At 59.6% G+C, this 22,410-nt stretch carries 20 protein-coding genes and 1 pseudogene; 16 read left to right on the top strand and 5 right to left on the bottom strand.

The window, feature by feature from the left end:
• Window positions 1–227: 227 nt before the first annotated feature.
• Complete coding sequence (locus J2Y39_RS03685) at window positions 228–1,013, top strand: outer membrane protein OmpK (protein WP_056784020.1); 786 nt, start codon at window positions 228–230, stop codon at window positions 1,011–1,013.
• Between the two features lie 91 nt (window positions 1,014–1,104).
• Here J2Y39_RS03685 and J2Y39_RS03680 read toward each other — a convergent pair whose 3' ends face one another.
• Both J2Y39_RS03680 and J2Y39_RS03675 read right to left on the bottom strand, forming a co-directional pair.
• Entirely contained in the window at window positions 1,105–2,277 is a 1,173-nt protein-coding gene (locus tag J2Y39_RS03680) for a patatin-like phospholipase family protein (RefSeq protein ID WP_041479321.1), read from the bottom strand.
• Window positions 2,278–2,312: 35 nt separating this feature from the next.
• Entirely contained in the window at window positions 2,313–3,245 is a 933-nt protein-coding gene (locus tag J2Y39_RS03675; protein WP_041479319.1) for a lipid A biosynthesis lauroyl acyltransferase, read from the bottom strand.
• 117 nt (window positions 3,246–3,362) lie between these two features.
• Between J2Y39_RS03675 and minC the strand changes: the two genes are divergently transcribed.
• The 9 genes from minC to J2Y39_RS03630 all read left to right on the top strand — a co-directional run bounded on the left by minC (window position 3,363) and on the right by J2Y39_RS03630 (window position 12,293).
• Complete coding sequence (gene minC / locus J2Y39_RS03670; RefSeq protein ID WP_024012205.1) at window positions 3,363–4,100, top strand: septum site-determining protein MinC; 738 nt, start codon at window positions 3,363–3,365, stop codon at window positions 4,098–4,100.
• Between the two features lie 169 nt (window positions 4,101–4,269).
• Window positions 4,270–5,082, top strand: coding sequence for a septum site-determining protein MinD (gene minD / locus J2Y39_RS03665; protein ID WP_056784017.1), 813 nt, complete (start codon window positions 4,270–4,272; stop codon window positions 5,080–5,082).
• Window positions 5,082–5,336, top strand: a complete 255-nt coding sequence (gene minE, locus J2Y39_RS03660; protein ID WP_003223146.1) for a cell division topological specificity factor MinE — start codon at window positions 5,082–5,084, stop codon at window positions 5,334–5,336. The genes minD and minE overlap by 1 nt, the downstream gene beginning before the upstream one ends.
• A 169-nt stretch (window positions 5,337–5,505) precedes the next feature.
• Window positions 5,506–6,141 carry an RluA family pseudouridine synthase gene (locus tag J2Y39_RS03655; protein WP_024012204.1) on the top strand — a complete coding sequence of 212 codons (636 nt, stop codon included), beginning with the start codon at window positions 5,506–5,508 and terminating at the stop codon, window positions 6,139–6,141.
• 152 nt (window positions 6,142–6,293) lie between these two features.
• Entirely contained in the window at window positions 6,294–7,136 is an 843-nt protein-coding gene (locus tag J2Y39_RS03650; RefSeq protein WP_056784015.1) for a hypothetical protein, read from the top strand.
• 94 nt (window positions 7,137–7,230) lie between these two features.
• Window positions 7,231–8,325, top strand: a complete 1,095-nt coding sequence (locus tag J2Y39_RS03645; protein WP_056784013.1) for a hypothetical protein — start codon at window positions 7,231–7,233, stop codon at window positions 8,323–8,325.
• Window positions 8,326–8,403: 78 nt separating this feature from the next.
• Complete coding sequence (locus tag J2Y39_RS03640; protein ID WP_016773748.1) at window positions 8,404–9,693, top strand: M18 family aminopeptidase; 1,290 nt, start codon at window positions 8,404–8,406, stop codon at window positions 9,691–9,693.
• A gap of 192 nt (window positions 9,694–9,885) precedes the next feature.
• Window positions 9,886–10,062, top strand: coding sequence for a hypothetical protein (locus tag J2Y39_RS03635; RefSeq protein WP_016773747.1), 177 nt, complete (start codon window positions 9,886–9,888; stop codon window positions 10,060–10,062).
• A gap of 74 nt (window positions 10,063–10,136) precedes the next feature.
• Window positions 10,137–12,293: a mechanosensitive ion channel family protein gene (locus J2Y39_RS03630; RefSeq protein ID WP_041479310.1), complete on the top strand. Its 2,157-nt coding sequence runs from the start codon at window positions 10,137–10,139 to the stop codon at window positions 12,291–12,293.
• Between the two features lie 47 nt (window positions 12,294–12,340).
• Here J2Y39_RS03630 and J2Y39_RS03625 read toward each other — a convergent pair whose 3' ends face one another.
• Window positions 12,341–12,595, bottom strand: a complete 255-nt coding sequence (locus J2Y39_RS03625; protein WP_076566779.1) for a bacteriocin immunity protein — start codon at window positions 12,593–12,595, stop codon at window positions 12,341–12,343.
• Complete coding sequence (locus J2Y39_RS03620) at window positions 12,595–14,505, bottom strand: S-type pyocin domain-containing protein (protein WP_310215159.1); 1,911 nt, start codon at window positions 14,503–14,505, stop codon at window positions 12,595–12,597. Before J2Y39_RS03620 ends, J2Y39_RS03625 begins: the two co-directional genes overlap by 1 nt.
• A gap of 304 nt (window positions 14,506–14,809) precedes the next feature.
• Here J2Y39_RS03620 and J2Y39_RS03615 point away from each other — a divergent pair.
• Window positions 14,810–16,145, top strand: a pseudogene (locus J2Y39_RS03615) (amidohydrolase).
• A gap of 528 nt (window positions 16,146–16,673) precedes the next feature.
• On the opposite strand, the gene phnR reads toward J2Y39_RS03615, so the two are convergent.
• Entirely contained in the window at window positions 16,674–17,387 is a 714-nt protein-coding gene (gene phnR, locus J2Y39_RS03610) for a phosphonate utilization transcriptional regulator PhnR (RefSeq protein ID WP_236169468.1), read from the bottom strand.
• Between the two features lie 349 nt (window positions 17,388–17,736).
• Here phnR and J2Y39_RS03605 point away from each other — a divergent pair, with 349 nt between their 5' ends.
• The 5 genes from J2Y39_RS03605 to J2Y39_RS03585 all read left to right on the top strand — a co-directional run bounded on the left by J2Y39_RS03605 (window position 17,737) and on the right by J2Y39_RS03585 (window position 22,407).
• Entirely contained in the window at window positions 17,737–18,804 is a 1,068-nt protein-coding gene (locus J2Y39_RS03605; protein ID WP_150638735.1) for an ABC transporter substrate-binding protein, read from the top strand.
• Between the two features lie 181 nt (window positions 18,805–18,985).
• Window positions 18,986–19,792, top strand: a complete 807-nt coding sequence (locus tag J2Y39_RS03600; protein ID WP_310215154.1) for an alkaline phosphatase family protein — start codon at window positions 18,986–18,988, stop codon at window positions 19,790–19,792.
• Window positions 19,793–19,797: 5 nt separating this feature from the next.
• Window positions 19,798–20,634 carry an ABC transporter permease subunit gene (locus tag J2Y39_RS03595; protein WP_162245414.1) on the top strand — a complete coding sequence of 279 codons (837 nt, stop codon included), beginning with the start codon at window positions 19,798–19,800 and terminating at the stop codon, window positions 20,632–20,634.
• Window positions 20,621–21,421: an ABC transporter permease gene (locus tag J2Y39_RS03590; RefSeq protein WP_016773742.1), complete on the top strand. Its 801-nt coding sequence runs from the start codon at window positions 20,621–20,623 to the stop codon at window positions 21,419–21,421. Before J2Y39_RS03595 ends, J2Y39_RS03590 begins: the two co-directional genes overlap by 14 nt.
• On the top strand, window positions 21,418–22,407 hold the full coding sequence (locus J2Y39_RS03585; protein WP_150638743.1) for an ABC transporter ATP-binding protein: 990 nt from the start codon (window positions 21,418–21,420) through the stop codon (window positions 22,405–22,407). The genes J2Y39_RS03590 and J2Y39_RS03585 overlap by 4 nt, the downstream gene beginning before the upstream one ends.
• Window positions 22,408–22,410: the final 3 nt, after the last annotated feature.

Below are 22,410 nucleotides of genomic sequence, written 5' to 3'. Positions count from 1 at the left end.
CTTATCCCGGCTGCGGTCAGTCCTGAGGCATCCCGAAAACACGCTCGTCGACTGTTTTTCAGCAGCCGAACGGGCGTTTTTTGGTTTTTCAAAAGCCTTGGCGCAGCTTTTGCTACCAGCATTCAAAGCTGACCGATCGGATGAAATTTGCGGTACGAAAAAAGGCGCCACATCAGAGCGCCGATCTTAAAAAAATAACGTGGAACACCTACTTTGGGAGCAACCGAATGAAACGTATGTGCACCAGCCTGATGCTGGCCGGATCGATGTTCGCCGGCGGCCAGGCGATGGCCGAAGGCCTGCTGCAGTGGCAGAACAACAGCCTGACCTACCTGTATGGCAAGGACTTCCAGGTCAACCCGCGCATTCAGCAGACCGTGACCTTCGAGCACGCCGATGCCTGGAAGTATGGGGACAACTTCCTGTTCATCGACAAGATCTTCTACAACGGCAAGGATGATGGCGGCGTCGGCTCCAACACCTACTACGGCGAGCTCAGCCCGCGCCTGTCGTTCGGCAAGATCTTCGATCAGAAACTGGCCTTTGGTCCGGTGACTGACGTGCTGCTGGCCATGACCTACGAGTTCGGTGAAGGCGATACCGAGTCGTACCTGATCGGTCCGGGCTTCGACCTGGCGATTCCAGGCTTCGATTACTTCCAGCTGAACTTCTACCAGCGTCACACCCAGGGCGCACGCGCCGGTGACAATGTCTGGCAGATCACCCCGGTGTGGTCCTACACCATCCCGGTGGGCAAATCGAACATCCTCATCGACGGTTTCATGGACTGGGTGGTCGACAACGACTCCAATTCCAAGGGCGACTACCACGCCAACCTGCACTTCAACCCGCAGGTCAAATACGACCTGGGCAAGGCGCTGAATTTCGGCGAGAAGCAGTTGTATGTCGGTGTCGAGTACGACTACTGGTCGGACAAGTACGGGATCAAGGACAGCCAGTACTTCAAGACCGATCAGAGCACCACAAGCTTCCTGGTCAAGTTCCACTTCTGACCCTGAAAGCTTCGCGAGCAGGCTCGCTCCCACATTCAGACCGAGTTCCAATGTGGGAGCGAGCCTGCTCGCGAAGGCCTCACCGCAGATTTCAGGCAGGAGCCACCGCTTCAGATATCCGCAAAAACCGGCACAGCTCCTCGCGCTTGGCCAACGCATCCCGCCGTCCCAACTCGATCAACTCGCTGCAATACCCCGCCTCGAACAGCAGATAACTGAGCACCCCCGCCCCGCTCGTCTTCGTCGCCCCCGGCCCGCGCAGAAACAGGCGCAACGCCGCCGGTAACTCCTGGCGATGCCGCGCGGCGATTTCGTCGATCGGCTGACTCGGCGCAATCACCAGCACTTCCACGGGCGCCACACCCAGCGCGCGAGTGGGTGTGCCGGCCGGGAGCAAATGACTGAACTGATTCAGACGCTGCAGCAACTCGATATCGCTCTCCAGACTGTCGATGAACGTGCTGTTGAGCATGTGCCCGCCAATCTGCGCCAGAGTCGGTTGCTGGCCGCTGTAGGCGCGCTCCAGCGGCTGCTGCGGATCGACGCCGCGCGGGTTGCCGCTGACGCCCACCACCAGCACGCGACTGGCCCCCAGATGCAGCGCCGGGCTGATCGGCGCCGACTGGCGCACTGCGCCGTCACCGAAATATTCCTCGCCGATTTTCACTGGCGCGAACAACAGCGGAATCGCCGAACTGGCCAACAGGTGATCGACCGACAATTGCGTCGGCACGCCAATACGGCGGTGCCGCAGCCAGGCGTCGATGGTGCCGCCGCCCTGATAGAACGTCACCGCTTGCCCCGATTCGTAGCCGAACGCGGTCACCGCTACCGCGTGCAATTGCTTGCGCGCGATGGATTCGGCGATGCCGGGCAGGTGCAGTTTTTCCTCGAGCAGCTCGCGCAGCGGCGAACTGTTGAGCAGTGCCACCGGCATCTGCCGACCGAGGCCGAGCAGGCTGTGGCTGACAAAACGGCTGGCCTGATGGATGACCCCGGGCCAGTCGCTGCGCAACACGCGGTGGCTGCGAAAGCCCTGCCAGAACTGGGTCAGGCGTTCGATGGCAGCGCGAAAATCCATGGCACCACTGGCCAGGCTGACCGCATTGATCGCCCCGGCCGAGGTGCCGACGATCACCGGAAACGGATTGTCCGCACCGACCGGCAGCAACTCGGCAATCGCCGCCAGCACCCCGACCTGATAAGCCGCCCGAGCCCCGCCGCCGGAAAGAATCAAACCTGTGACCGGTTCAGCAGGACTCATCGCAACACTCCACAGTGCTTGTCAGTACGGGTGAATCAACGACGCTTGGGATAAAGCTTCGGCTCGCCCGGTGGGCGACTCTTGAAGCGCCGATGCGCCCACAGATACTGCTCGGGGCAGGCACGCAAAGCACTCTCGACCCACTGATTGATGCGGATGCAATCGGCCTCCTCGCTCTCGCCGGGGAAATCTTCCAGCGGCGGATGAATCACCAGACGATAACCACTGCCGTCGGCCAGACGTTCCTGAGTGAACGGCACCACCAGCGCTTTGCCCAGCCGTGCAAACTTGGTCGTCGCAGTGACGGTGGCGGCCTGAATGCCGAACAGCGGCACGAAGATGCTCTGCTTGGCGCCGTAATCCTGATCCGGCGCATACCAGATCGCCCGTCCCGAGCGCAGCAGTTTGAGCATGCCGCGCACGTCATCGCGCTCCACCGCCAGCGAATCGAGATTGTGCCGCTCGCGGCCACGGCGCTGGACGAAGTCGAACAAGGGGTTTTTGTGTTCGCGGTACATGCCGTCGATGGTGTGCTGCTGGCCGAGCAGCGCCGCACCGATTTCCAGTGTGGTGAAATGCGCGGCCATGAGAATCACGCCTTTGCCTTCGCGCTGGGCCTTCTGCAGATGTTCAAGGCCTTCGACGTGGGCCAGTTTCGCCAGACGTTCGCGCGACCACCACCAGCTCATCGCCATTTCAAAAAAGGCGATGCCGGTGGAGGCGAAGTTTTCCTTGAGCAGGCGTTTGCGCTCGGCGGCGGATTTTTCCGGGAAGCACAATTCCAGATTGCGCCGGGCGATGGTTCGCCGGTCGCTGGCGACGCGATACATCAACGCGCCCAAAACTCGACCGATGGTCAGCAGCGCCGGATACGGCAACTGCACGATCAGCCACAAAAGCCCCAGACCGCACCAGAGCGGCCAGAAGCGCGGAGCAAGATATGCTTTTCGAAAACGCGGGCGATCCATTAAAGCTTCCGTAAATACAGTGGCCGCGCATTCTACATCGTTCGACCCGGCTTGCGGCTCGCGGGCGTTCTCGTTATAAGTCTCGGCACTTTTAGTGACAAGCCGTTGTATGCCGACATGAGCCAAACCGACCCGTTAGACCAAGATCCCGTATTCCAGCTCAAGGGCAGCATGCTGGCCATCACTGTGCTGGAACTGGCCCGTAACGACCTCGAAAGCCTCGATCGGCAATTGGCCGCCAAAGTCGCCCAGGCGCCGAATTTTTTCAGCAATGCACCGCTGGTCCTGGCGCTGGACAAACTGCCGCCGAACCAAGGCGCGGTTGATCTGCCGGGGCTGATGCGCGTCTGCCGTCAGCACGGTCTGCGTACCCTGGCCATTCGCGCCAGCCGCATCGAAGACATCGCCGCCGCCATCGCCATCGACATCCCCGTGCTACCGCCCTCCGGCGCCCGCGAGCGCCCGCTGGAGACGCCGGAAGCCGAAGTCAAAAAGAAGCCGGAAAAGCCGCCTGAGCCGAGCGTCAAACCGACCCGCGTAATCACCACGCCAGTACGTGGTGGCCAGCAGATATATGCCCAGGGTGGCGATCTGGTCGTGGTCTCTTCGGTCAGTCCGGGGGCGGAACTTCTCGCCGATGGCAACATCCATGTATACGGCCCGATGCGCGGCCGTGCGCTGGCCGGCGTCAAAGGTGACACCAAGGCACGGATTTTCTGTCAGCAATTGAGCGCTGAACTGATCTCCATCGCCGGTCATTACAAGGTCTCCGAGGATTTGCGTCGCGATCCGATGTGGGGCTCGGGCGTCCAGGTCAGCCTGTCAGGCGACGTGTTGAACATCATTCGGCTTTAACGGATACTGCCGCATTTTCCAAGCATCTCTAAAACGTAGCGAAAACGGCTCAAACGAAGTAGGAAAAAGGCCCAAAGCCAAATTCCAGCCAAGGCTGTCCGACTGCAGTAGTTTTCAAGAGATGTTTTTCAGGGGCTGAACAGTCCTTCTTCCTTAGGGGTGAAACACCTTGGCCAAGATTCTCGTGGTTACATCCGGCAAGGGTGGTGTGGGTAAGACCACCACCAGCGCCGCTATCGGTACCGGTCTCGCTCTGCGCGGCCACAAAACAGTGATCGTCGACTTCGACGTGGGCTTGCGTAACCTCGACCTGATCATGGGTTGCGAGCGCCGCGTGGTGTATGACTTCGTCAACGTGGTAAACGGCGAAGCCAACCTGCAACAGGCACTGATCAAAGACAAGCGCCTGGAAAACCTCTACGTACTGGCGGCCAGCCAGACCCGCGACAAAGACGCGCTGACCGTCGAAGGCGTGGAAAAAGTCCTGATGGAGCTCAAGGAACAATTCGAGTTCGTCGTCTGCGACTCCCCGGCGGGCATCGAGAAAGGTGCGCACCTGGCCATGTATTTCGCCGATGAAGCGATCGTCGTGACCAACCCGGAAGTGTCCTCGGTACGTGACTCGGACCGCATGCTCGGCCTGCTGGCGAGCAAATCGCGCCGCGCCGAACGTGGCGAAGAGCCGATCAAGGAACACCTGCTGATCACCCGCTACCACCCGGAGCGTGTCGAGAAGGGCGAGATGCTTGGCGTTGAAGACGTCAAGGAGATCCTCTCGGTGACCCTGCTCGGCGTCATCCCGGAATCCCAGGCGGTACTCAAGGCTTCCAACCAGGGCGTGCCAGTGATTCTCGACGACCAGAGCGATGCCGGTCAGGCTTACAGCGATACCGTCGACCGCCTGCTGGGCAAAGAAAAAGCCCACCGATTCCTCGATGTCGAGAAGAAGGGATTCTTCGAGCGCCTGTTTGGAGGTAGGTAATGAACCTTTTTGACTTCTTTCGTGCCAACAAAAAGCCAAGTACCGCCTCGGTAGCGAAAGAGCGTCTACAGATCATCGTGGCGCATGAGCGCGGCCAGCGCAGCACGCCGGATTACCTGCCAGCCTTGCAGAAGGAACTGGTCGACGTGATCCGCAAGTACGTCAACATCGGCAACGACGACGTACATGTTGCACTGGAAAGCCAGGGCAGTTGCTCGATTCTGGAACTCAACATCACCCTGCCCGATCGCTGAGTCGATTTGGCAGTCGCTACGGCGGCTCGGGCTGTTGATGCTCGTGTAGGAGCTGCCGAAGGCTGCGATCTTTTGATCTTCAAAGTCAAAAGATCGCAGCCTTCGGCAGCTCCTACAGAGTTATCAGCAGTCCCGAGCCGCCGTTGGCATTTGTTACGAGGCTGTTTTAATGCCGCTGTCCAACATCCGCATCATCCATGAGGACGCCGCCGTACTGGTGGTCGACAAACCGACCCTGCTGCTCTCGGTGCCCGGTCGCGCTGACGACAACAAGGACTGCCTGATTACCCGCTTGCAGGAAAACGGCTACCCGGAAGCGCGCATCGTTCATCGCCTGGACTGGGAAACCTCCGGCATCATCCTGCTGGCCCGTGACGCCGACACTCATCGCGAACTGTCGCGGCAGTTTCACGACCGCGAAACCGAAAAAGCCTACACCGCTTTGGCCTGGGGTCAGCCTGAGCTGGACAGCGGCAGCATCGATCTGCCCCTGCGCTACGACCCACCGACCAAGCCGCGACACGTGGTCGATCACGAATTCGGCAAACACGCGCTGACCTTCTGGAAGGTGCTGGAACGTTGCGGCGACTGGTGCCGTGTCGAACTGACACCGATTACCGGCCGCTCGCATCAATTGCGCGTGCACATGTTGTCGATCGGCCATCCGTTGCTCGGTGACGGACTCTACGCCCACGAGCAAGCGCTGGCGGCCTGGCCGCGTCTGTGCCTGCACGCGAGCATGCTCAGCTTCACTCATCCGCAGACCGGCGAGCGCCTGCGCTTCGAGTGCCCGGCTCCGTTCTGAATTGCGTGAATACTTTGGAAGCCCTTCCTGGTGAAGGGCTTTTTTTGTCCTGCCAAAAATCCACCGGCAATAGATTGACGTAAAGAACTGTCATAAAATTGTAATCAAATATAAAATCATGGCACTTCGATATCAGGCAGGAGGCCTTTCCCGTGTTCTGCAGCAAAACACTTCAATCCGAATACCCGATCATCTACGCATTCGGTAACACGACCCTGCACTTGAGCGAAGCACCCAGCATCCAGGCACGCCAGGCCCTGGAGCAGCTCATTAAAAAACGCCGCGCGCACAAACTGACCCGGGCCAGCGCACCGTTATCGTCCTGTGAAACACCACTATTTGCCAAGGTCCAGCCATTGGACACGTTCAAGGCAAAGGTGCGGGTGAGCCTGAACAAACCGCAACGCAACGGGCGCTTCGACTGGCCTCTCGAAGAGCTGATGAATTCCCTCGAAGCTCAGCGCCGGGGCGTGGAGATGCCTCCACTGAAGGGCTATGGCTATACCCGCAGCAGACTCGGCCTGACCGAGGAGTTCTTCCTGCTGACTCACCTGCTCGAAGGCCATATGGATGGGGCCGAGTGCATCAGACGCAATCCCGAAAACATCGAAGCCTTTATCCTCGACGCGTTTCAACTGCTCAGCTCGCTCGCCAGCAAGAACATCACCCACATGGATTTCTGGGTGGGCAACATCATGGTGCCCGAGCAAACGCAAAGGCCACTCAAAGCCATCGACTTTGAAAACTGCTTCGCAGGCCCGACCGCGCACGCAAGTGAAACACTCGGTTTTCAACTCGGCTTCTTCTATCGTCGGGATATCTACAAATTCATCACCGAAGCCGCCTACGATCGCCTGGTAGATCAATACCTCAGTGCACTGCCTGGCTTATCGAGAGACAGGTTCGAGGCTGTCTATCAGTTGAGCAAACATGAATACGTCGGTCGCAAGCAACGCCGTGAAGTCTTCCTCTCTGGCAGATTGATCACCGGTTGACGCCCTCCCTGGCAACACTTTGAAGCAAGTGCCCGGCCTGCAAATCAGCGGAGCAATACGGTAAACTCGCGCCCCCCGCCGTATGGAGCCGCTTATGCGCGAAGCCTTCCCCCCCCTGGAAAAAGTACCGCACCAGCTGCTCTACCTGATCTATGGCGACAAAGACGTTTATCGGCGCGAGGCTAAATTCAGCATCCTCACCGCCCTTGCACAGCTGCAGCCAGATGAATCGTTGTGCATCCGAGTGCTGACCGATCGTCCGCAGGACTATGCCGGCTGGCCGGTCGAGACCGTCCCTTTGAGCGAGCAGACCCTGATCCAGTGGCAGGGCGAGAACGGCTACCACCACCGCCGCAAAGCGTGCGCCATTGCGCTGGGCCTGACACTCGCCGAAAAAACCCTGTTCGTCGACACCGACACGCTGTTTCTCGATTCGCCGCACCGGTTGTTCAGCATGATCACGCCCGGCCGTTACGTGATGGACCGCTTCGAATATGACTGGAGTTACGTCTGTAACCGGGCGGACTACGAAAAACTCGCGCGCTGCCTGCAAGTCCACGGCATCTCGTCGACGAACAGCTTCAAGCTCTACAACAGCGGCTTGTGCGGCGTCACCGATGGCGATGCAGCGCTGCTGGAGAAATCGATCCGGCTGATCGATGAGTGGACGCAGGGTTCGTTCGACATCCATACGATCGAACAGATTGCACTGTCTTTTGCCATGCGCGACCAGCCGATCCAGGAAGCGAAGAAATTCATCTATCACTACTTCGCCGACAAGAACTTCTTCCACGCCATGCAGAAACATTTTTTCGCCCGCTATGGCGAGGCCTTCCACCTCGAACTGCCAGCGCTGTGCAACGAGGTTCCGCGCAGCAAACCCGTTCCCTCAACCTGGGAGCGCCTGCGCATCAAGTGGAAGCTGCGCAAAAAGCGCGGCGGCATGAAGAAAGTCGGCCGGGCGTTGCTGTTCGGCAGTGCTGCACCTGCCCATCCGTATTACGAGATCTGCCGTCACGAATGGTGGGAATCGGCGTCGCGGGAAATCCTGCGTTGGGACAGCGTCACGCAAAAGGCCTTCTTCGGCAGCGGCAAGGGCTGGCCGAAGCACCTGCCGAAACCCGCCAGAAAGGATGATCAACAAGCCATCATTGCCTACCTGCGCAAGCGCATCGATCAGCACTCCTGAGCGTGCTTGCGCAAACCACTTGCCCAATGGCGCTGAGTGATGCGTTAAACTGCCGCCGATTGCTGTCTGGAGTTTCTTATGCGCGCAGAGTTGAACCAGGGCCTGATCGACTTTCTCAAGGCCTCCCCTACCCCGTTCCACGCCACCGCCAGCCTCGTTCAGCGTCTGGAGGCCGCCGGTTATGTACGCCTCGACGAGCGCGAGCCATGGTCCACCGAGGCCAACGGCCGCTATTACGTCACCCGTAACGACTCCTCGATCGTCGCGATCAAAATGGGCCGCAACTCGCCACTGCACGACGGTATCCGTCTGGTCGGCGCTCACACCGACAGCCCGTGTCTGCGGGTCAAGCCGCAACCGGAACTGCAACGTCAGGGCTTCTGGCAACTGGGCGTCGAAGTCTACGGCGGCGCGCTGCTGGCGCCGTGGTTCGACCGCGATCTGTCGCTGGCCGGCCGCGTGACCTTCCGCCGTGACGGCAAGGTCGAGAGTCAGTTGATCGACTTCAAGGCACCCATCGCGATCATTCCCAACCTGGCCATTCACCTCAACCGTGAAGCCAACCAGGGCTGGGCGATCAACGCGCAGACCGAACTACCGCCGATCCTGGCGCAATTCGCCGGTGACGAGCGCGTCGATTTCCGCGCCGTGCTCACCGACCAACTGGCCCGCGAACACGGTTTGAACGCCGATGTAGTGCTGGATTACGAGCTGAGTTTTTACGACACGCAAAGCGCTGCGGTGATCGGCCTGAACGGCGATTTCATTGCCGGTGCGCGTCTGGATAACCTGCTGTCGTGCTACGCCGGCCTGCAAGCGTTGCTCACCGCCGAGACCGACGAAACCTGCGTGCTGGTCTGTAATGACCACGAAGAAGTCGGCTCGTGCTCGGCATGCGGTGCCGACGGCCCGATGCTCGAACAGACCCTGCGCCGCCTGCTGCCGGAAGGTGACGAGTTCGTCCGCACCATTCAGAAATCCCTGCTCGTGTCGGCCGATAACGCCCACGGCGTGCATCCCAACTACGCAGACAAGCACGACGCCAACCACGGCCCGAAACTCAACGCCGGCCCGGTGATCAAGGTCAACAGCAACCAGCGCTACGCCACCAACAGCGAAACCGCCGGTTTCTTCCGCCACCTGTGCATGGCCGAAGAAGTCCCGGTGCAAAGCTTCGTGGTGCGCAGCGACATGGGCTGCGGCTCGACCATCGGCCCGATCACCGCCAGCCATCTGGGCGTGCGCACCGTCGACATCGGCCTGCCGACCTTCGCCATGCATTCGATTCGCGAGCTGTGCGGCAGCCATGACCTGGCGCATCTGGTCAAAGTGCTCAGTGCGTTCTATGCCAGCCGTGAATTGCCGTAACGGCTGACAAGCTTCGCGAGCAGGCTCGCTCCCACAATGGAATGCCATTCACCTGTGGGAGCGAGCCTGCTCGCGAAATCGCCTGTGCAGACAGCAGAATCCTCCCGGCCTGATGCATTCCTGAGCCACATCACACCCCGCCTCGAAAACCCGCCTAGACTGCAAACATCCCCCACAGACAAGGCAGTCTTCATGATCTCGATGTCCTCCTTCCACGCCATGCTCATTCCCATCCTCAGCGGAATGATCCTGCTGGCCATCGGCTTCAACTTCCGCGACAAGAACGCCGGGGTGTTCGCCATGTGGATCGGTATGCTGATGATCCTCGCCACGGTGGTCTACAAGATCCTCGCCAAACTCAACGAATGACCGCGCCCGGCTCGCATTGAGCCAAAGGGCCTCGTACACTCCAGCGCATCCGCCTATCGCGAGGTTGTCTTCTGGTGTTCGCTCGTCTTTTTGCTTTGCCCGGTCTGCTGCTTGTCTGCCTGATGACGCTGCTGCCGCTGGCGCCCGCCCAAGCGGTCGGTCTGCCCGGCCTGCTCAACACTTCCAAACCGCAGCCTGAAGCCGTGGAACCCCTCGGCCAGTCACTGGACGAAGTGATCAAGTCGCTGGAAAACGACAAGCAACGCGCGCAGTTGCTCAGCGATCTGAAGAAGCTGCGCGACGCTACGAAGAAAGCTCAAGCCACCCCGGAAGAAGGCGTACTGGGCCTGATCGGCGGCACCCTCGCCAGCTTCGAAAAACAGTTTTCCGGCGCCGACAGCCCGCTCACCCGCTGGTCCAACGAATTCGATCTGGCCAAGGACGAACTGACCAGCAAGCTGCTGCCGGCCAATGAATGGCTGCCGATCATCTTCGGTTTCGCAGTGATCCTGATGGTCTGGAGCCTGCTCGCCGCCGCGCTGATCTGGCTCAGCCACCGCGTGCGTCTGCGCTTCGGCCTCACCGAAGAACTGCCGCAACACCCCAAGGCCCTCGACATGCTGCGCTTTGCCCTGCGCAAGCTCGGGCCGTGGCTGATCGCGTTGGTAATGACGGTGTACATGAGCTACGTGCTGCCGTCTTCCCTGGGCAAAAGCCTGGCGATGGTGCTGGCCTATGCCTTGGTGGTCGGCACCTGTTTCTCGGCGATCTGCGTGATCGCCTTCTCCCTGCTCGACGGCCCGCATCGCCATCGCGCGCTGTACATCCTGCGTCATCAGGCGTTTCGGCCGCTGTGGCTGATCGGCAGCTTCGCCGCGTTCGGTGAAGCGCTGAGCGATCCGCGTCTGGTCGAGAGCCTGGGCGTACATCTGGCGCACACCGCCGCGACCACGGCCAATGTGCTTGCGGCGCTGTCGACCGGCCTGTTCATTCTGCGATTCCGCCGACCGATCGCGCACCTGATCCGCAACCAACCGCTGTCGCGGCGCCTGACCCGCCGCGCCCTCAGCGACACCATCGAAATCCTCGGCACCTTCTGGTACGTGCCGGCACTGGTGCTGGTCGGCATCTCGCTGTTCGCCACGTTTGTCTCCGCCGGCGACACCAGCACCGCGCTGCGCCAGTCGCTGATCTGCACGGTGCTGCTGGTGTTGTGCATGGTTATCAACGGCCTCGTGCGCCGCCATTCGCTGAAACCGCAACGCGGGCCGAAACGCCATGCGCTGTATTCGGAGCGACTGAAAAACTTCTTCTACACCCTGACGCATTTGCTGGTGTGGCTGATCTTCATCGAACTGGGCCTGCGCGTCTGGGGCCATTCGCTGATCGCGTTCGCCGAAGGCGATGGCCATGACATCAGCGTCAAACTGTTCAGCCTGATCGGCACGCTGATTTTCTCCTGGCTGATCTGGATCCTCGCCGACACCGCCGTGCACCACGCCCTCACCCGCTCGCGCAAAGGCCTGGCGAATGCACGGGCGCAGACGATGATGCCGTTGATCCGCAACGTGCTGTTCGTGGCGATTTTCATCATCGCGCTGATCGTCGCGTTGGCGAACATGGGCATGAACGTCACACCGCTGCTGGCCGGTGCCGGCGTGATCGGTCTGGCCATCGGCTTCGGTGCGCAGTCGCTGGTCGCTGACCTGATCACCGGCCTGTTCATCATCATCGAAGACTCGCTGGCCATTGATGATTACGTCGACGTTGGCGGCCACCTCGGCACCGTCGAAGGCCTGACCATCCGCACCGTGCGCCTGCGCGACATCGACGGCATCGTCCACACCATCCCGTTCAGCGAAATCAAAAGCATCAAGAACTACTCGCGGGAATTCGGCTACGCCATCTTCCGCGTCGCCGTGCCATACAACATGGAAATCGACGACGCGATCAAACTGATGCGCGACGTCGGCCAGAAGATGCGCAGCGATCCGTTGCAGCGCCGCAATATTTGGTCGCCGCTGGAGATTCAGGGTGTGGAAAGTTTCGAGTCCGGCAGCGCGATTTTGCGCGCACGGTTCAAGACTGCGCCGATCAAGCAGTGGGAAGTTTCCCGGGCGTTCAATTTGTCGCTGAAAAGGCAACTGGATGAGGCGGGGCTGGATCTGGCGACGCCAAGGATGAGTGTGCAGGTGATTACGCCTGGGGTGGAAATCAAAAAGGAAAGCTGAACAGAGATGGCCCCCTATTGGCAGGTAATACCAATAGGGGGCTAGTTTTATCTGGCTTTGAAACCAGGTTTTCCTTCGGCGGCCCGCCACCTTTTGACTTCCGCCACAATATTTTCCGGACCGCTTTTTCCCGATTCTGGGTAGTAGATTAAATCGGAACCCGCTGGATGTTCGCTCAGTCGTTCAAACTCCATTACAGCTGAGGTTTGCCCCTTCTCAGTCGCGTAATCCGATTGGTATATCTTTTGTACGAAATGCAAGAATTGCTCTTCGGACATTTCATTGATCATTAATTTTTTCATTACTCGCCTCCCTTATGAACTGCCAAATGCTGTTTCGGAGTTAGCAACCGCAGGTTGTCAATATCGTACAACTGCCCACCATCCGATAACGATGAGACGTGGTGCAACTCAAACTTCACTCGTTTACCAACCCGATCGCCCGCTTTCACATACGGTGATCGGCCTTTGCTCATTGCACTGAGACTACCTGGATCAAACGACATCGCCAGTTCCGCATCAGCGCTCACCGCTTTCCAGAAAGTCTCCCTGAATGCCCTGAAATCCTTGAAATTCTTGCCTCGCAATTGATCTGCAATTTTTGAGGGAATTGCCGCCCCCTCACCTTGCGTGGCCGCCTCCAGCCATCCACCCGCAACCGGCGCTCCATGACCACTCGCCACCCCTGGATCATTGCGTCGATCCCGGAACATGACGTACTGCGGTGGCAGGCCCGATTCCGACGGGAAGACCAGAATGAAGTCGTCGAAACGAATGCTGCCCCGCCCTGGGTGAGCGTCGATCCGTCCTTCAATCGGTACGAGGTTGCCGCCGATATATCGCGGTGGGGACGGATTCTCGATGGGGAACAGCGTTGAACTGTCTGCCGGCGTTACTGCGGGAGTCCAGACCGCGGTTGTCGGCGGGATGTCAGTGAGGGTCGCGCTGTAAGTGTTGTTCCCTGCGTTGAAATCAGCTGCAACCACGCGAACGCCGGAAGGCCGTTTTGTCCCCGCTACCGGAACGACAAGCAGTTCGGCGAGAGAGCCCGTCAGCGGCCGGGCGCTCAAACGTACCGGCAGATTCAGTCGTGCTCTTTCGCTTGCCAGCTTGCCCAGATCAGGCAGTTGACCGGGCAGCAGATCTGCCAGTGGGAGGCTGAGCAGAAAGCGTTCAGGCAATTCCCCATTACCCAACACCGGGGAGTAGACAAACGCACTTACCCCCACCATCAGACCGGACGCCGTGCCGGCAGCCAGCCCCGATAAACCGGCCACCGCCGCGCGAATCGAAGCGGTAAAACCCGCCATCAGGTTGTCGGCAATCGCGACCGCACCAGCGGACGTCGCAAATACCAGTTGGGCGTGGCTGGTATTGCCCTGAAAGCGCAACAGGCTACTGTGCCCACCGGAGGTGTCCTGCCGGCGCTTTTTCTCAGCAACCCTGCGTGCTTCGGCCTCAGCCTCAAGCGCTGCCTGTTCCTCGGCACGCTTGCGCTCTAGTGCCTCAGCCGCCAAACGGGCCTGTTCCTCTTCGAGCCGCCTGATTTCATCGGCCGCGGCCTGCCGCGCCAGCTCCTCCGCCTGCCGCCGCGCCTGCTCCTGAGCGACGCGGGCCTGTTCCTGTGCAACCTGCCTGGCGTATTCCGCCGCCAACCGCGCCTGCTCCTGAGCGATCCGCTCGGCTTCCTGCGCTTGCACCACGGCAATCATGCCCTTGACCGTGGCCGACTGGCTGTTCAACACGCCAATGCCTTCAACCAGTAACTTGGCGTTGAACAGAGCGCTATAAGCCTGCCGTACGCTGACGCTGGCGCTTCGCCGATTGACTTGCGGTAAGCGGCCTCCGTTGAAAAAGGTTTCAACCTGGGCGTGGCCGAAACGTTCGATGGCCACGTCCTTGGCCACCAAAAGCGCACCAAACTTCCTGGCGATCAGGGAATCCCTGAATTGCATCTCCCGCGCCAGCGCATCCAAAGGCGGCAAGACACTTTGATCACCTGCTGCCCGCACTTCTGCCAGTTCATTTTCAATGACCTGAGCAATATTCCTGGAAGTATCTTTATAGATACTTTCCATATCGAGTATTTCACCCAGCGGCGCAAAGTTAATGCCTGGTCCCGAGCCGTCCCCTGCACCTAAATAATGTAAATATTCATCTTGTTTATCCGGACGCACAACAATCGGCGGAAGCGTTATTCCATTACGCTGCATTTATAAGTCCTCCATGGACAATAGTTTTGTCGCACTGACTCGTTACCCTCAAACAGCCAATAACGTGACCGGCACCTGGAGAAATTTATGGAAATAGATGTTGTGCGGTGCGGTACATGGTTATCGCCCGCGTTTTATCTGTCACGCCGGACGGAACTGATAAAGCGGTAGGAGTTTTCGCTGATAACTTATGCTCAAACGTAAATCTGTCGGAGCGCATAGCGCTTTCCGGACCCGATCGCACTTGCGTGCAAAGCCTTTGTCACAGGCAAGGAAGCCAACAACAATAATCAAGGAGAAGCCCATGCAACTGACGCGTATTGCCCAGACCCTTTTGCTCACCCTGGTCGCCAGCCACGCCAGTGCCGCGACGATGGACAGCGCCCGCACGCGCATCGCCGAGCAGGCGCAGAAGCTCGAGCCGGAGCTGCTGGAAACCCGCCGCGACCTTCACGCTCATCCAGAACTTGGCAACACTGAAAAACGCACCGCTGAACTGGTCGCCAAACAGCTGCAAGCCATGGGCCTGGAAGTGAAAACCGGCGTCGCCCGCACCGGCGTTGTCGCCATTCTCAAAGGCGCCCTGCCCGGCCCGACCGTCGCCCTGCGCGCCGACATGGACGCGCTGCCGGTCAAGGAAGTCTCCGACTTGCCGTTCGCTTCGAAAGCCAAAGGCACGTATCTCGACAAGGAAGTCGACGTCATGCACGCCTGCGGCCACGACGCCCACACCGCAATCCTGCTCAGCGCAGCGAAAATTCTGACGGGCATGCGCGACACCCTGCCCGGCACCGTGGTGTTCTACTTCCAGCCCGCCGAAGAAGGCCCGAGCGACTTCATTCCCGACGGCAAAAACACCTGGGGCGCGAAGATGATGGTCGAGGAAGGCGTAATGAAATCGCCGAAACCAGACGCGGTGTTCGGGCTGCACGTCTGGGCCGGCGTCCCCGCCGGCCAGATCGCCTAACCGCCCCGGCCCGACCCTGGCCAGCTCCGACGACCTGCGCATCAAGATCCACGGCAAACAAACCCACGCCGGCCGCCCCTGGGATGGCATCGACCCAATCACCGTCGGCGCGCAAACCATCGTCGGCCTGCAAACCGTGGTCAGCCGCCGCACCGACATTTCCTCTTACCCGTCGGTGGTCAGCATCGGCACCATCAACGGCGGCACCCGCTACAACATCATCCCCGAATCACTCGACATGACCGGCACCATCCGCTCCTACGACTACGGCATCCGCCAGAAACTGCACAGCGACGTACGCCAGACCATCGAGAAAATCGCCGAAAGCGGCGGCGCCAAAGCCGACGTCACCATCATCGAAAAATACGACCCGACGATTAACAACCCTGCACTGACCGAGAAAATGCTGCCGACATTGAAGTGGGCGGCCAAGGATGATGTGGTGCAGGGACCGCTGGTGGGTGGGGCGGAAGATTTCTCGTTCTTCGCCAAAGAGGCGCCGGGATTGTTTGTGTTTCTCGGGGTTACGCCGCGGGATCAGGACATGAGCAAGGCCGCGCCGAATCACAATCCGGGGTTCTTTTTGGATGAGTCGGCGCTGGTGGTTGGGGTGAGAACATTGGCGTCGTTGGCGACGGATTATCTGTATGGGAATGCGGCGGTGGGCAAGTAGGAAGGGGTGACTGTGGGGGCGCTTTCGCGAGCAGACTCGCTCCCACAGGGATTAAGTACATCCGACAGAGATTGGTCGGCTGACAGGCCGCCTTCGCGAGCAGGCTCGCTTCCCACAGAAAAGCGAAAGCAAAAACAAAAGATCGCAGCCTTCGGCAGCTCCTACACACGATGAGCGTTAGCTCGAGCACCGCTTTTGATCTTGATCTCGGAGCCCGTCGGCAGGCTGAGTGGAGGGATTGATCCGGGCGTGGGAGCGCAGCGACCGTACGACGCAGTCGTACACAGCGAGTGTAGGTGCAGCGAAGCAAACCGGAGCCGCTGCGCCAGGATCGATCCCGCAGCGAAGGAACCCCGAGCCCCAGCGAGCGGGCCGAACGTCAGGGCGCAGCCTTTTGGTTACTTTTTGGCGTTTGAAAAAGTGACCCGCCGTAAGGGCGGAACCATAAGAAGCCGTTACCGCAGCAACGGATATTCACCCAAACCCCCAAAACCTGGTCGGCCCAAAGGCCGCCAAGGTCAAAAAAGATCAAACCACATCAACCCCTACGTGAATCGCATCATGCCGCCAAAACTCCAGATCACAATCAATCAGCCGCCCATGCTGATCATAATTGACCCGAGCAATCCTCAATCCCGGACTCCCCACCGACACCCGCAAAGCCGCCGCTGCATCGACAGATAAAGACGTAGGCACAATCTCAAACCGCACCCGCCCATAGTGCAAATCGAAATGCCGCGCATACAACTCAGTGATCGACTGATTCAGATCAAACTCAAGAATCCCCGGAAAAAACTGCGGATTCAGGTAGTGCTCGACATACAACACCAGTCGCCCATCAATCCGCCGCGAGCGGCAAATCTGGATCACGCTCGACAACGCCGGCAGCTGCAACCACGCACACACCGCCGCCGAAGCCGGCTGCAACCGCGCCGAAATCACCTCGGTCGACGGCTCACGCCCCTGCGCACTGACCATCGCGTGAAAATGACTGCGCTGCATCAGGTTGTACGCCAGACGCGGCGGCGACACGAACCAGCCGCGCCGCTCCTCACGATAAATCTGCCCTTGCGCCTCCAATTGCAACAGCGCTTCACGCACAGTGATCCGCGTCGTCCCGAACAACTCGCTGAGCTTGCGTTCAGCGGGCAACTTGCTCCCGGCCCCCAGCAAACCATGATCGATCTGCTCCTGCAGCACCTGGCCAATCGCTGTCACCGCTTTCGTTGCCTCATCGCGCATCAACGTTACCTATCTGGACTAGACCAGCACTGTTTCAGGGCAAATCCGGGCGCTGCTCAGAGCGCTTTCGTGTGTTGCAAGCCTAGGCAGTGCAGATGACCGACAGATGACAAAACTACCCAACGGTCGTTTTCACGGCTTGCAATACATCGGCCAAGTCCCTTGCTTATCGGGCCTGCGTCATGGTCTACGCTTGTTTGGCAACGGCCAATCCCGGGCGGAGAAAAGATCAGCCATAAGGCCATCGACATCAAAATGTCATCCAGCCCGCCTAAATTGGCTCAGGTATTGCTGACCTAGACCAACACAACCGCAATCGCAGCGTTGAACACGACCAAGGAGCTTCGGAATGAAACAGCTTTTCCTGGCAACACTGTTAGGCTCGACCATTGCAATGTGCAGCGCCGCCATGGCGGCCGACACCGATCTGAAAACCCTCGAAGCCGCTGCGAAAGCGGAAGGCGCCGTCAACAGCGTCGGCATGCCCGATGACTGGGCCAACTGGAAAGGCACCTGGGAAGACCTGGCCAAGAAATACGGCCTGAAACACATCGACACCGACATGAGCTCGGCCCAGGAAATCGCCAAATTCGCAGCTGAAAAAGACAACGCCACCGCCGACATCGGTGACGTCGGCGCCGCCTTCGGCCCGATCGCGGTCAAGCAAGGCGTGGTGCAACCGTACAAGCCAAGCACCTGGGATCAGATTCCGGACTGGGCCAAGGACAAGGACGGCAACTGGGCACTGGCCTACACCGGCACCATCGCCTTCATCGTCAACAAGAAGCTGCTGAACGGCTCCGACGTGCCGACCAAATGGGCTGACCTGAAAACCGGTAAATACAAAGTCTCCATCGGCGACGTGAGCACTGCTGCCCAGGCCGCCAACGGTGTCCTCGCTGCCGCACTGGCCAATGGCGGTGACGAGAAAAACATCAAGCCTGCCTTGCTGCTGTTCGCCGACCTCGCCAAACAGGGTCGTCTGTCGATGGCCAACCCGACCATCGCCACCATGGAAAAAGGCGAGATTGAAGTCGGCGTGGTCTGGGACTTCAATGGCCTGAGCTACAAAGCCAAGATGGCCAACCCGGATGATTACGTGGTGCTGATTCCATCCGACGGCTCGGTGATTTCCGGCTACACCACGATCATCAACAAGTACGCGAAAAACCCCAATGCCGCCAAGCTGACGCGCGAATACATCTTCAGCGACGCCGGCCAGACCAACCTCGCCCGCGGCAACGCCCGGCCGATCCGCGCCGAACACCTGCAACTGCCGGAAGACGTGAAAGCCAAACTGCTGCCGAACGAGCAATACAAAAACGTTACGCCAGTCAAGGACGCCGACGCGTGGGAAAAGACCTCCAAAGCCCTGCCGCAGCAGTGGAACGAAGAAGTCATCGTAGAGATGAAGTAATCCTGTGATCCCCCTGTTCGGGATCCGCTGAAGATCCGAATGTGGGAGCGAGCCTGCTCGCGAAGGCGGCGCGTCAGTCGACATCACTGTTGAATGATGTATTGCATTCGCGAGCGGGTTCGCTCCCACAGGGGATCGGGTTGATTTCGGAATATCTGAATTTCGCGGAGTTCTTGCCCCTATGAAGCACAACGTCATCCTTGTCGTGCTCGACGGCCTCAACTACGAGGTTGCGTGTCACGCCATGGGGCATCTGCAGGCTTATGTTGGCGCAGGACGCGCGGCGCTCTATCAACTGGAGTGCGAATTGCCCGCCCTGTCCCGACCGCTTTACGAATGTATCCTCACCGGCGTGCCGCCGATCGACAGCGGCATCGTTCACAACAATGTCTCGCGCTTGTCCAACCAGCGCAGCATCTATCACTACGCCCGCGATGCCGGGCTGAAAACCGCCGCTGCGGCATATCACTGGGTCAGCGAGTTGTATAACCGCTCACCGTTCGTGGCCGCGCGCGACCGCCACACCGACGATCCGACATTGCCGATCCAGTACGGCCACTTCTACTGGAACGATCATTATCCGGATTCGCACCTGTTCGCCGACGCCGAGAACCTGCGCCTGCGTCACGCGCCGGATTTCCTCCTGATCCACCCGATGAACATCGACGACGCCGGGCACAGGCACGGCCTCGACAGCTCGCAATACCGCAACAGCGCGCGCTCGGCTGACGTCATCCTCGCCGACTATCTGCAGAGCTGGCTCGACGCTGGTTATCAGGTGCTGGTGACCGCCGACCACGGCATGAACAACGATCGCTCGCACAACGGCCTGCTGGCGGAAGAACGTCAGGTGCCGCTGTTCGTCCTCGGCGAGGCGTTCAGCCTCAACCCTGATGTCACACCGAAGCAGACCGAGCTCTGCGGCACAGTTTGCGAGCTGCTCGGCGTGTCCCACGACAAACCTGTGTGCAGGGAGCTGCTCAAGTGAATGCCATGACTCGCGGCAAATGGCTCGCGGCGCTGTGTCTGGTGCCTTTCGCGCTGTTCTTTATCGTCTTCGAAATCGCCCCGCTGGTCTGGGTGATGATCAACAGCCTGCAATCGGAAGAGTCCGGGTGGGGCCTGGCCAATTTCAGCAAGATCTTCGGTTCGAAGTTCTATCGGCAGGCAATCCAGTACAGCCTGGAGATCAGTTTCTGGTCGAGCGTATTCGGCATCATCATCGCCGTGCTTGGTGCGTATTCACTACGCCGCGTCGATTCGAAGCTGCGCAACTTCGTGAATGCCTTCGCCAACATGACCAGCAATTTTGCCGGCGTGCCGCTGGCGTTCGCGTTCATCATCCTGCTCGGTTTCAACGGCAGCATCACCATCATGCTCAAGCAGTCGGGGATCATTCAGGACTTCAACCTGTATTCGAAAACCGGCCTGATCATCCTCTACACCTATTTCCAGATTCCCCTCGGCGTGCTGCTGCTCTATCCGGCTTTCGACGCTCTGCGTGAAGACTGGCGCGAGTCCGCCGCACTGCTCGGCGCCAACGGCTGGCAGTTCTGGCGGCACATCGGCCTGCCGGTGTTGACCCCGGCGTTGCTCGGCACGTTCGTGATCCTGCTGGCCAACGCCCTCGGCGCCTACGCCACGGTTTATGCGCTGACCACCGGCAACTTCAACGTTCTGCCGATCCGTATTGCGGCGATGGTCTCCGGCGACATTTCCCTTGACCCGAACCTGGCCAGCGCGCTGGCGGTGGTGCTCGTGGCGCTGATGACCATTGTCACCGTCGTGCATCAATTGCTGTTGAAGAGGAGCTACCATGTCTCGCGCTGAATCCGGCCCGGCCGGCCTCTACCACCGCGTCGTGGTCTATCTGCTGTTCGCCATTCTGCTGTTGCCGCTGCTGGGCACGCTGGTCTATTCGATCGCCAGCAGTTGGTCGGCAACGATTCTGCCGAGCGGCTTCACCTTCAAGTGGTACATCCAGCTGTGGAGCGATCCGCGCTTTCTCCACGCATTCGGGCAGTCGCTGATCGTCTGCGTCGGCGCGCTGGTGTTATCGGTGGTGTTGATCCTGCCGCTGCTGTTTGTCGTGCATTACTACTTTCCGAAACTCGATGCGCTGATGAACATCCTCATCCTGCTGCCCTTCGCGGTGCCGCCGGTGGTGTCCTCGGTGGGGCTGCTGCAGCTATACGGTTCCGGGCCGATGGCGATGGTCGGCACACCGTGGATTCTGATCGGCTGCTACTTCACCGTAGCGCTGCCGTTCATGTACCGCGCGATCACCAACAACCTGCAAGCGATCAACCTGCGCGACCTGATGGACGCCGCTCAACTGCTCGGCGCCAGCACCTTTCAAGCGGCGTTTCTGGTGGTGCTGCCGAACTTGCGCAAAGGCCTGATGGTGGCGCTGCTACTGTCTTTCTCGTTCCTCTTCGGTGAGTTCGTGTTCGCCAACATCCTCGTCGGCACCCGCTACGAAACCTTGCAGGTGTACCTGAACAACATGCGCAACAGCAGCGGTCACTTCACCAGTGCGCTGGTCATTTCGTATTTCTTTTTCGTGCTGGTCCTGACCTGGATCGCCAACATCTTGAACAAGGACAAAAGCGAATGAGCTACGTCAGCGTCCGACACCTGCAGAAAAGTTATGCCGGCACCACGGTGTTCAGCGACATCGATTGCGAGATCAACAAAGGCGAGTTCGTCACCCTGCTCGGCCCGTCCGGTTGCGGCAAGTCGACTTTGCTGCGTTGCATCGCCGGCCTGACCCCGGTGGATGGCGGCAAGATCCTCCTCGACGGTGTCGACCTCGTGCCGTTGAGCCCACAGAAACGTGGCATCGGTATGGTCTTTCAAAGCTACGCGCTATTCCCCAACATGACCGTCGAACAGAACGTCGCCTTCGGCCTGCGCATGCAAAAGGTCAACGCCGATGACAGCCACAAGCGCGTCTCTGAAGTGTTGAAACTGGTTGAACTGCACGACTTCGCCAGCCGCTATCCGCATCAACTGTCAGGTGGGCAGTGCCAGCGTGTCGCCCTCGCCCGGTCGCTGGTGACCCGCCCGCGCTTGTTGCTGCTGGATGAGCCGCTGTCGGCGCTCGACGCACGGATTCGCAAACACCTGCGCGAACAGATTCGTCAGATCCAGCGCGAACTCGGCCTGACCACGATCTTCGTCACCCACGATCAGGAAGAAGCGCTGACCATGTCGGACCGGATTTTCCTGATGAATCAGGGCAAGATCGTCCAGAGCGGCGACGCCGAAACCCTCTACACCGCTCCGGTCGATGTATTCGCCGCCGGCTTCATCGGCAACTACAACCTGCTCGACGCAGATGCCGCCTCGAAGCTGTTGCAACGGCCGGTCAACCATCGCATCGCCATCCGCCCGGAAGCCATCGAACTGAGCCTTGACGGCGAACTCGACGCGCAGATCCGCAGCCACAGCCTGCTCGGCAACGTCATTCGCTATCGCGTCGAAGCACGCGGCGTGGAACTGGTGGTCGATGTGCTCAACCGCTCCGCCGCCGATCTGCATCCCGACGGACAACGCCTGGCACTTTCCATCGATCCGACGGCGTTGTGTGAGGTAGCCTGATGA

This window comes from Pseudomonas sp. 2957 (assembly GCF_031456345.1).
GTDB classification, from domain to species: domain Bacteria; phylum Pseudomonadota; class Gammaproteobacteria; order Pseudomonadales; family Pseudomonadaceae; genus Aquipseudomonas; species Aquipseudomonas siliginis.
The sequence above is the reverse complement of the archived record's forward strand: the minus strand, read 5'-3'. Positions and strand labels throughout refer to the sequence as shown.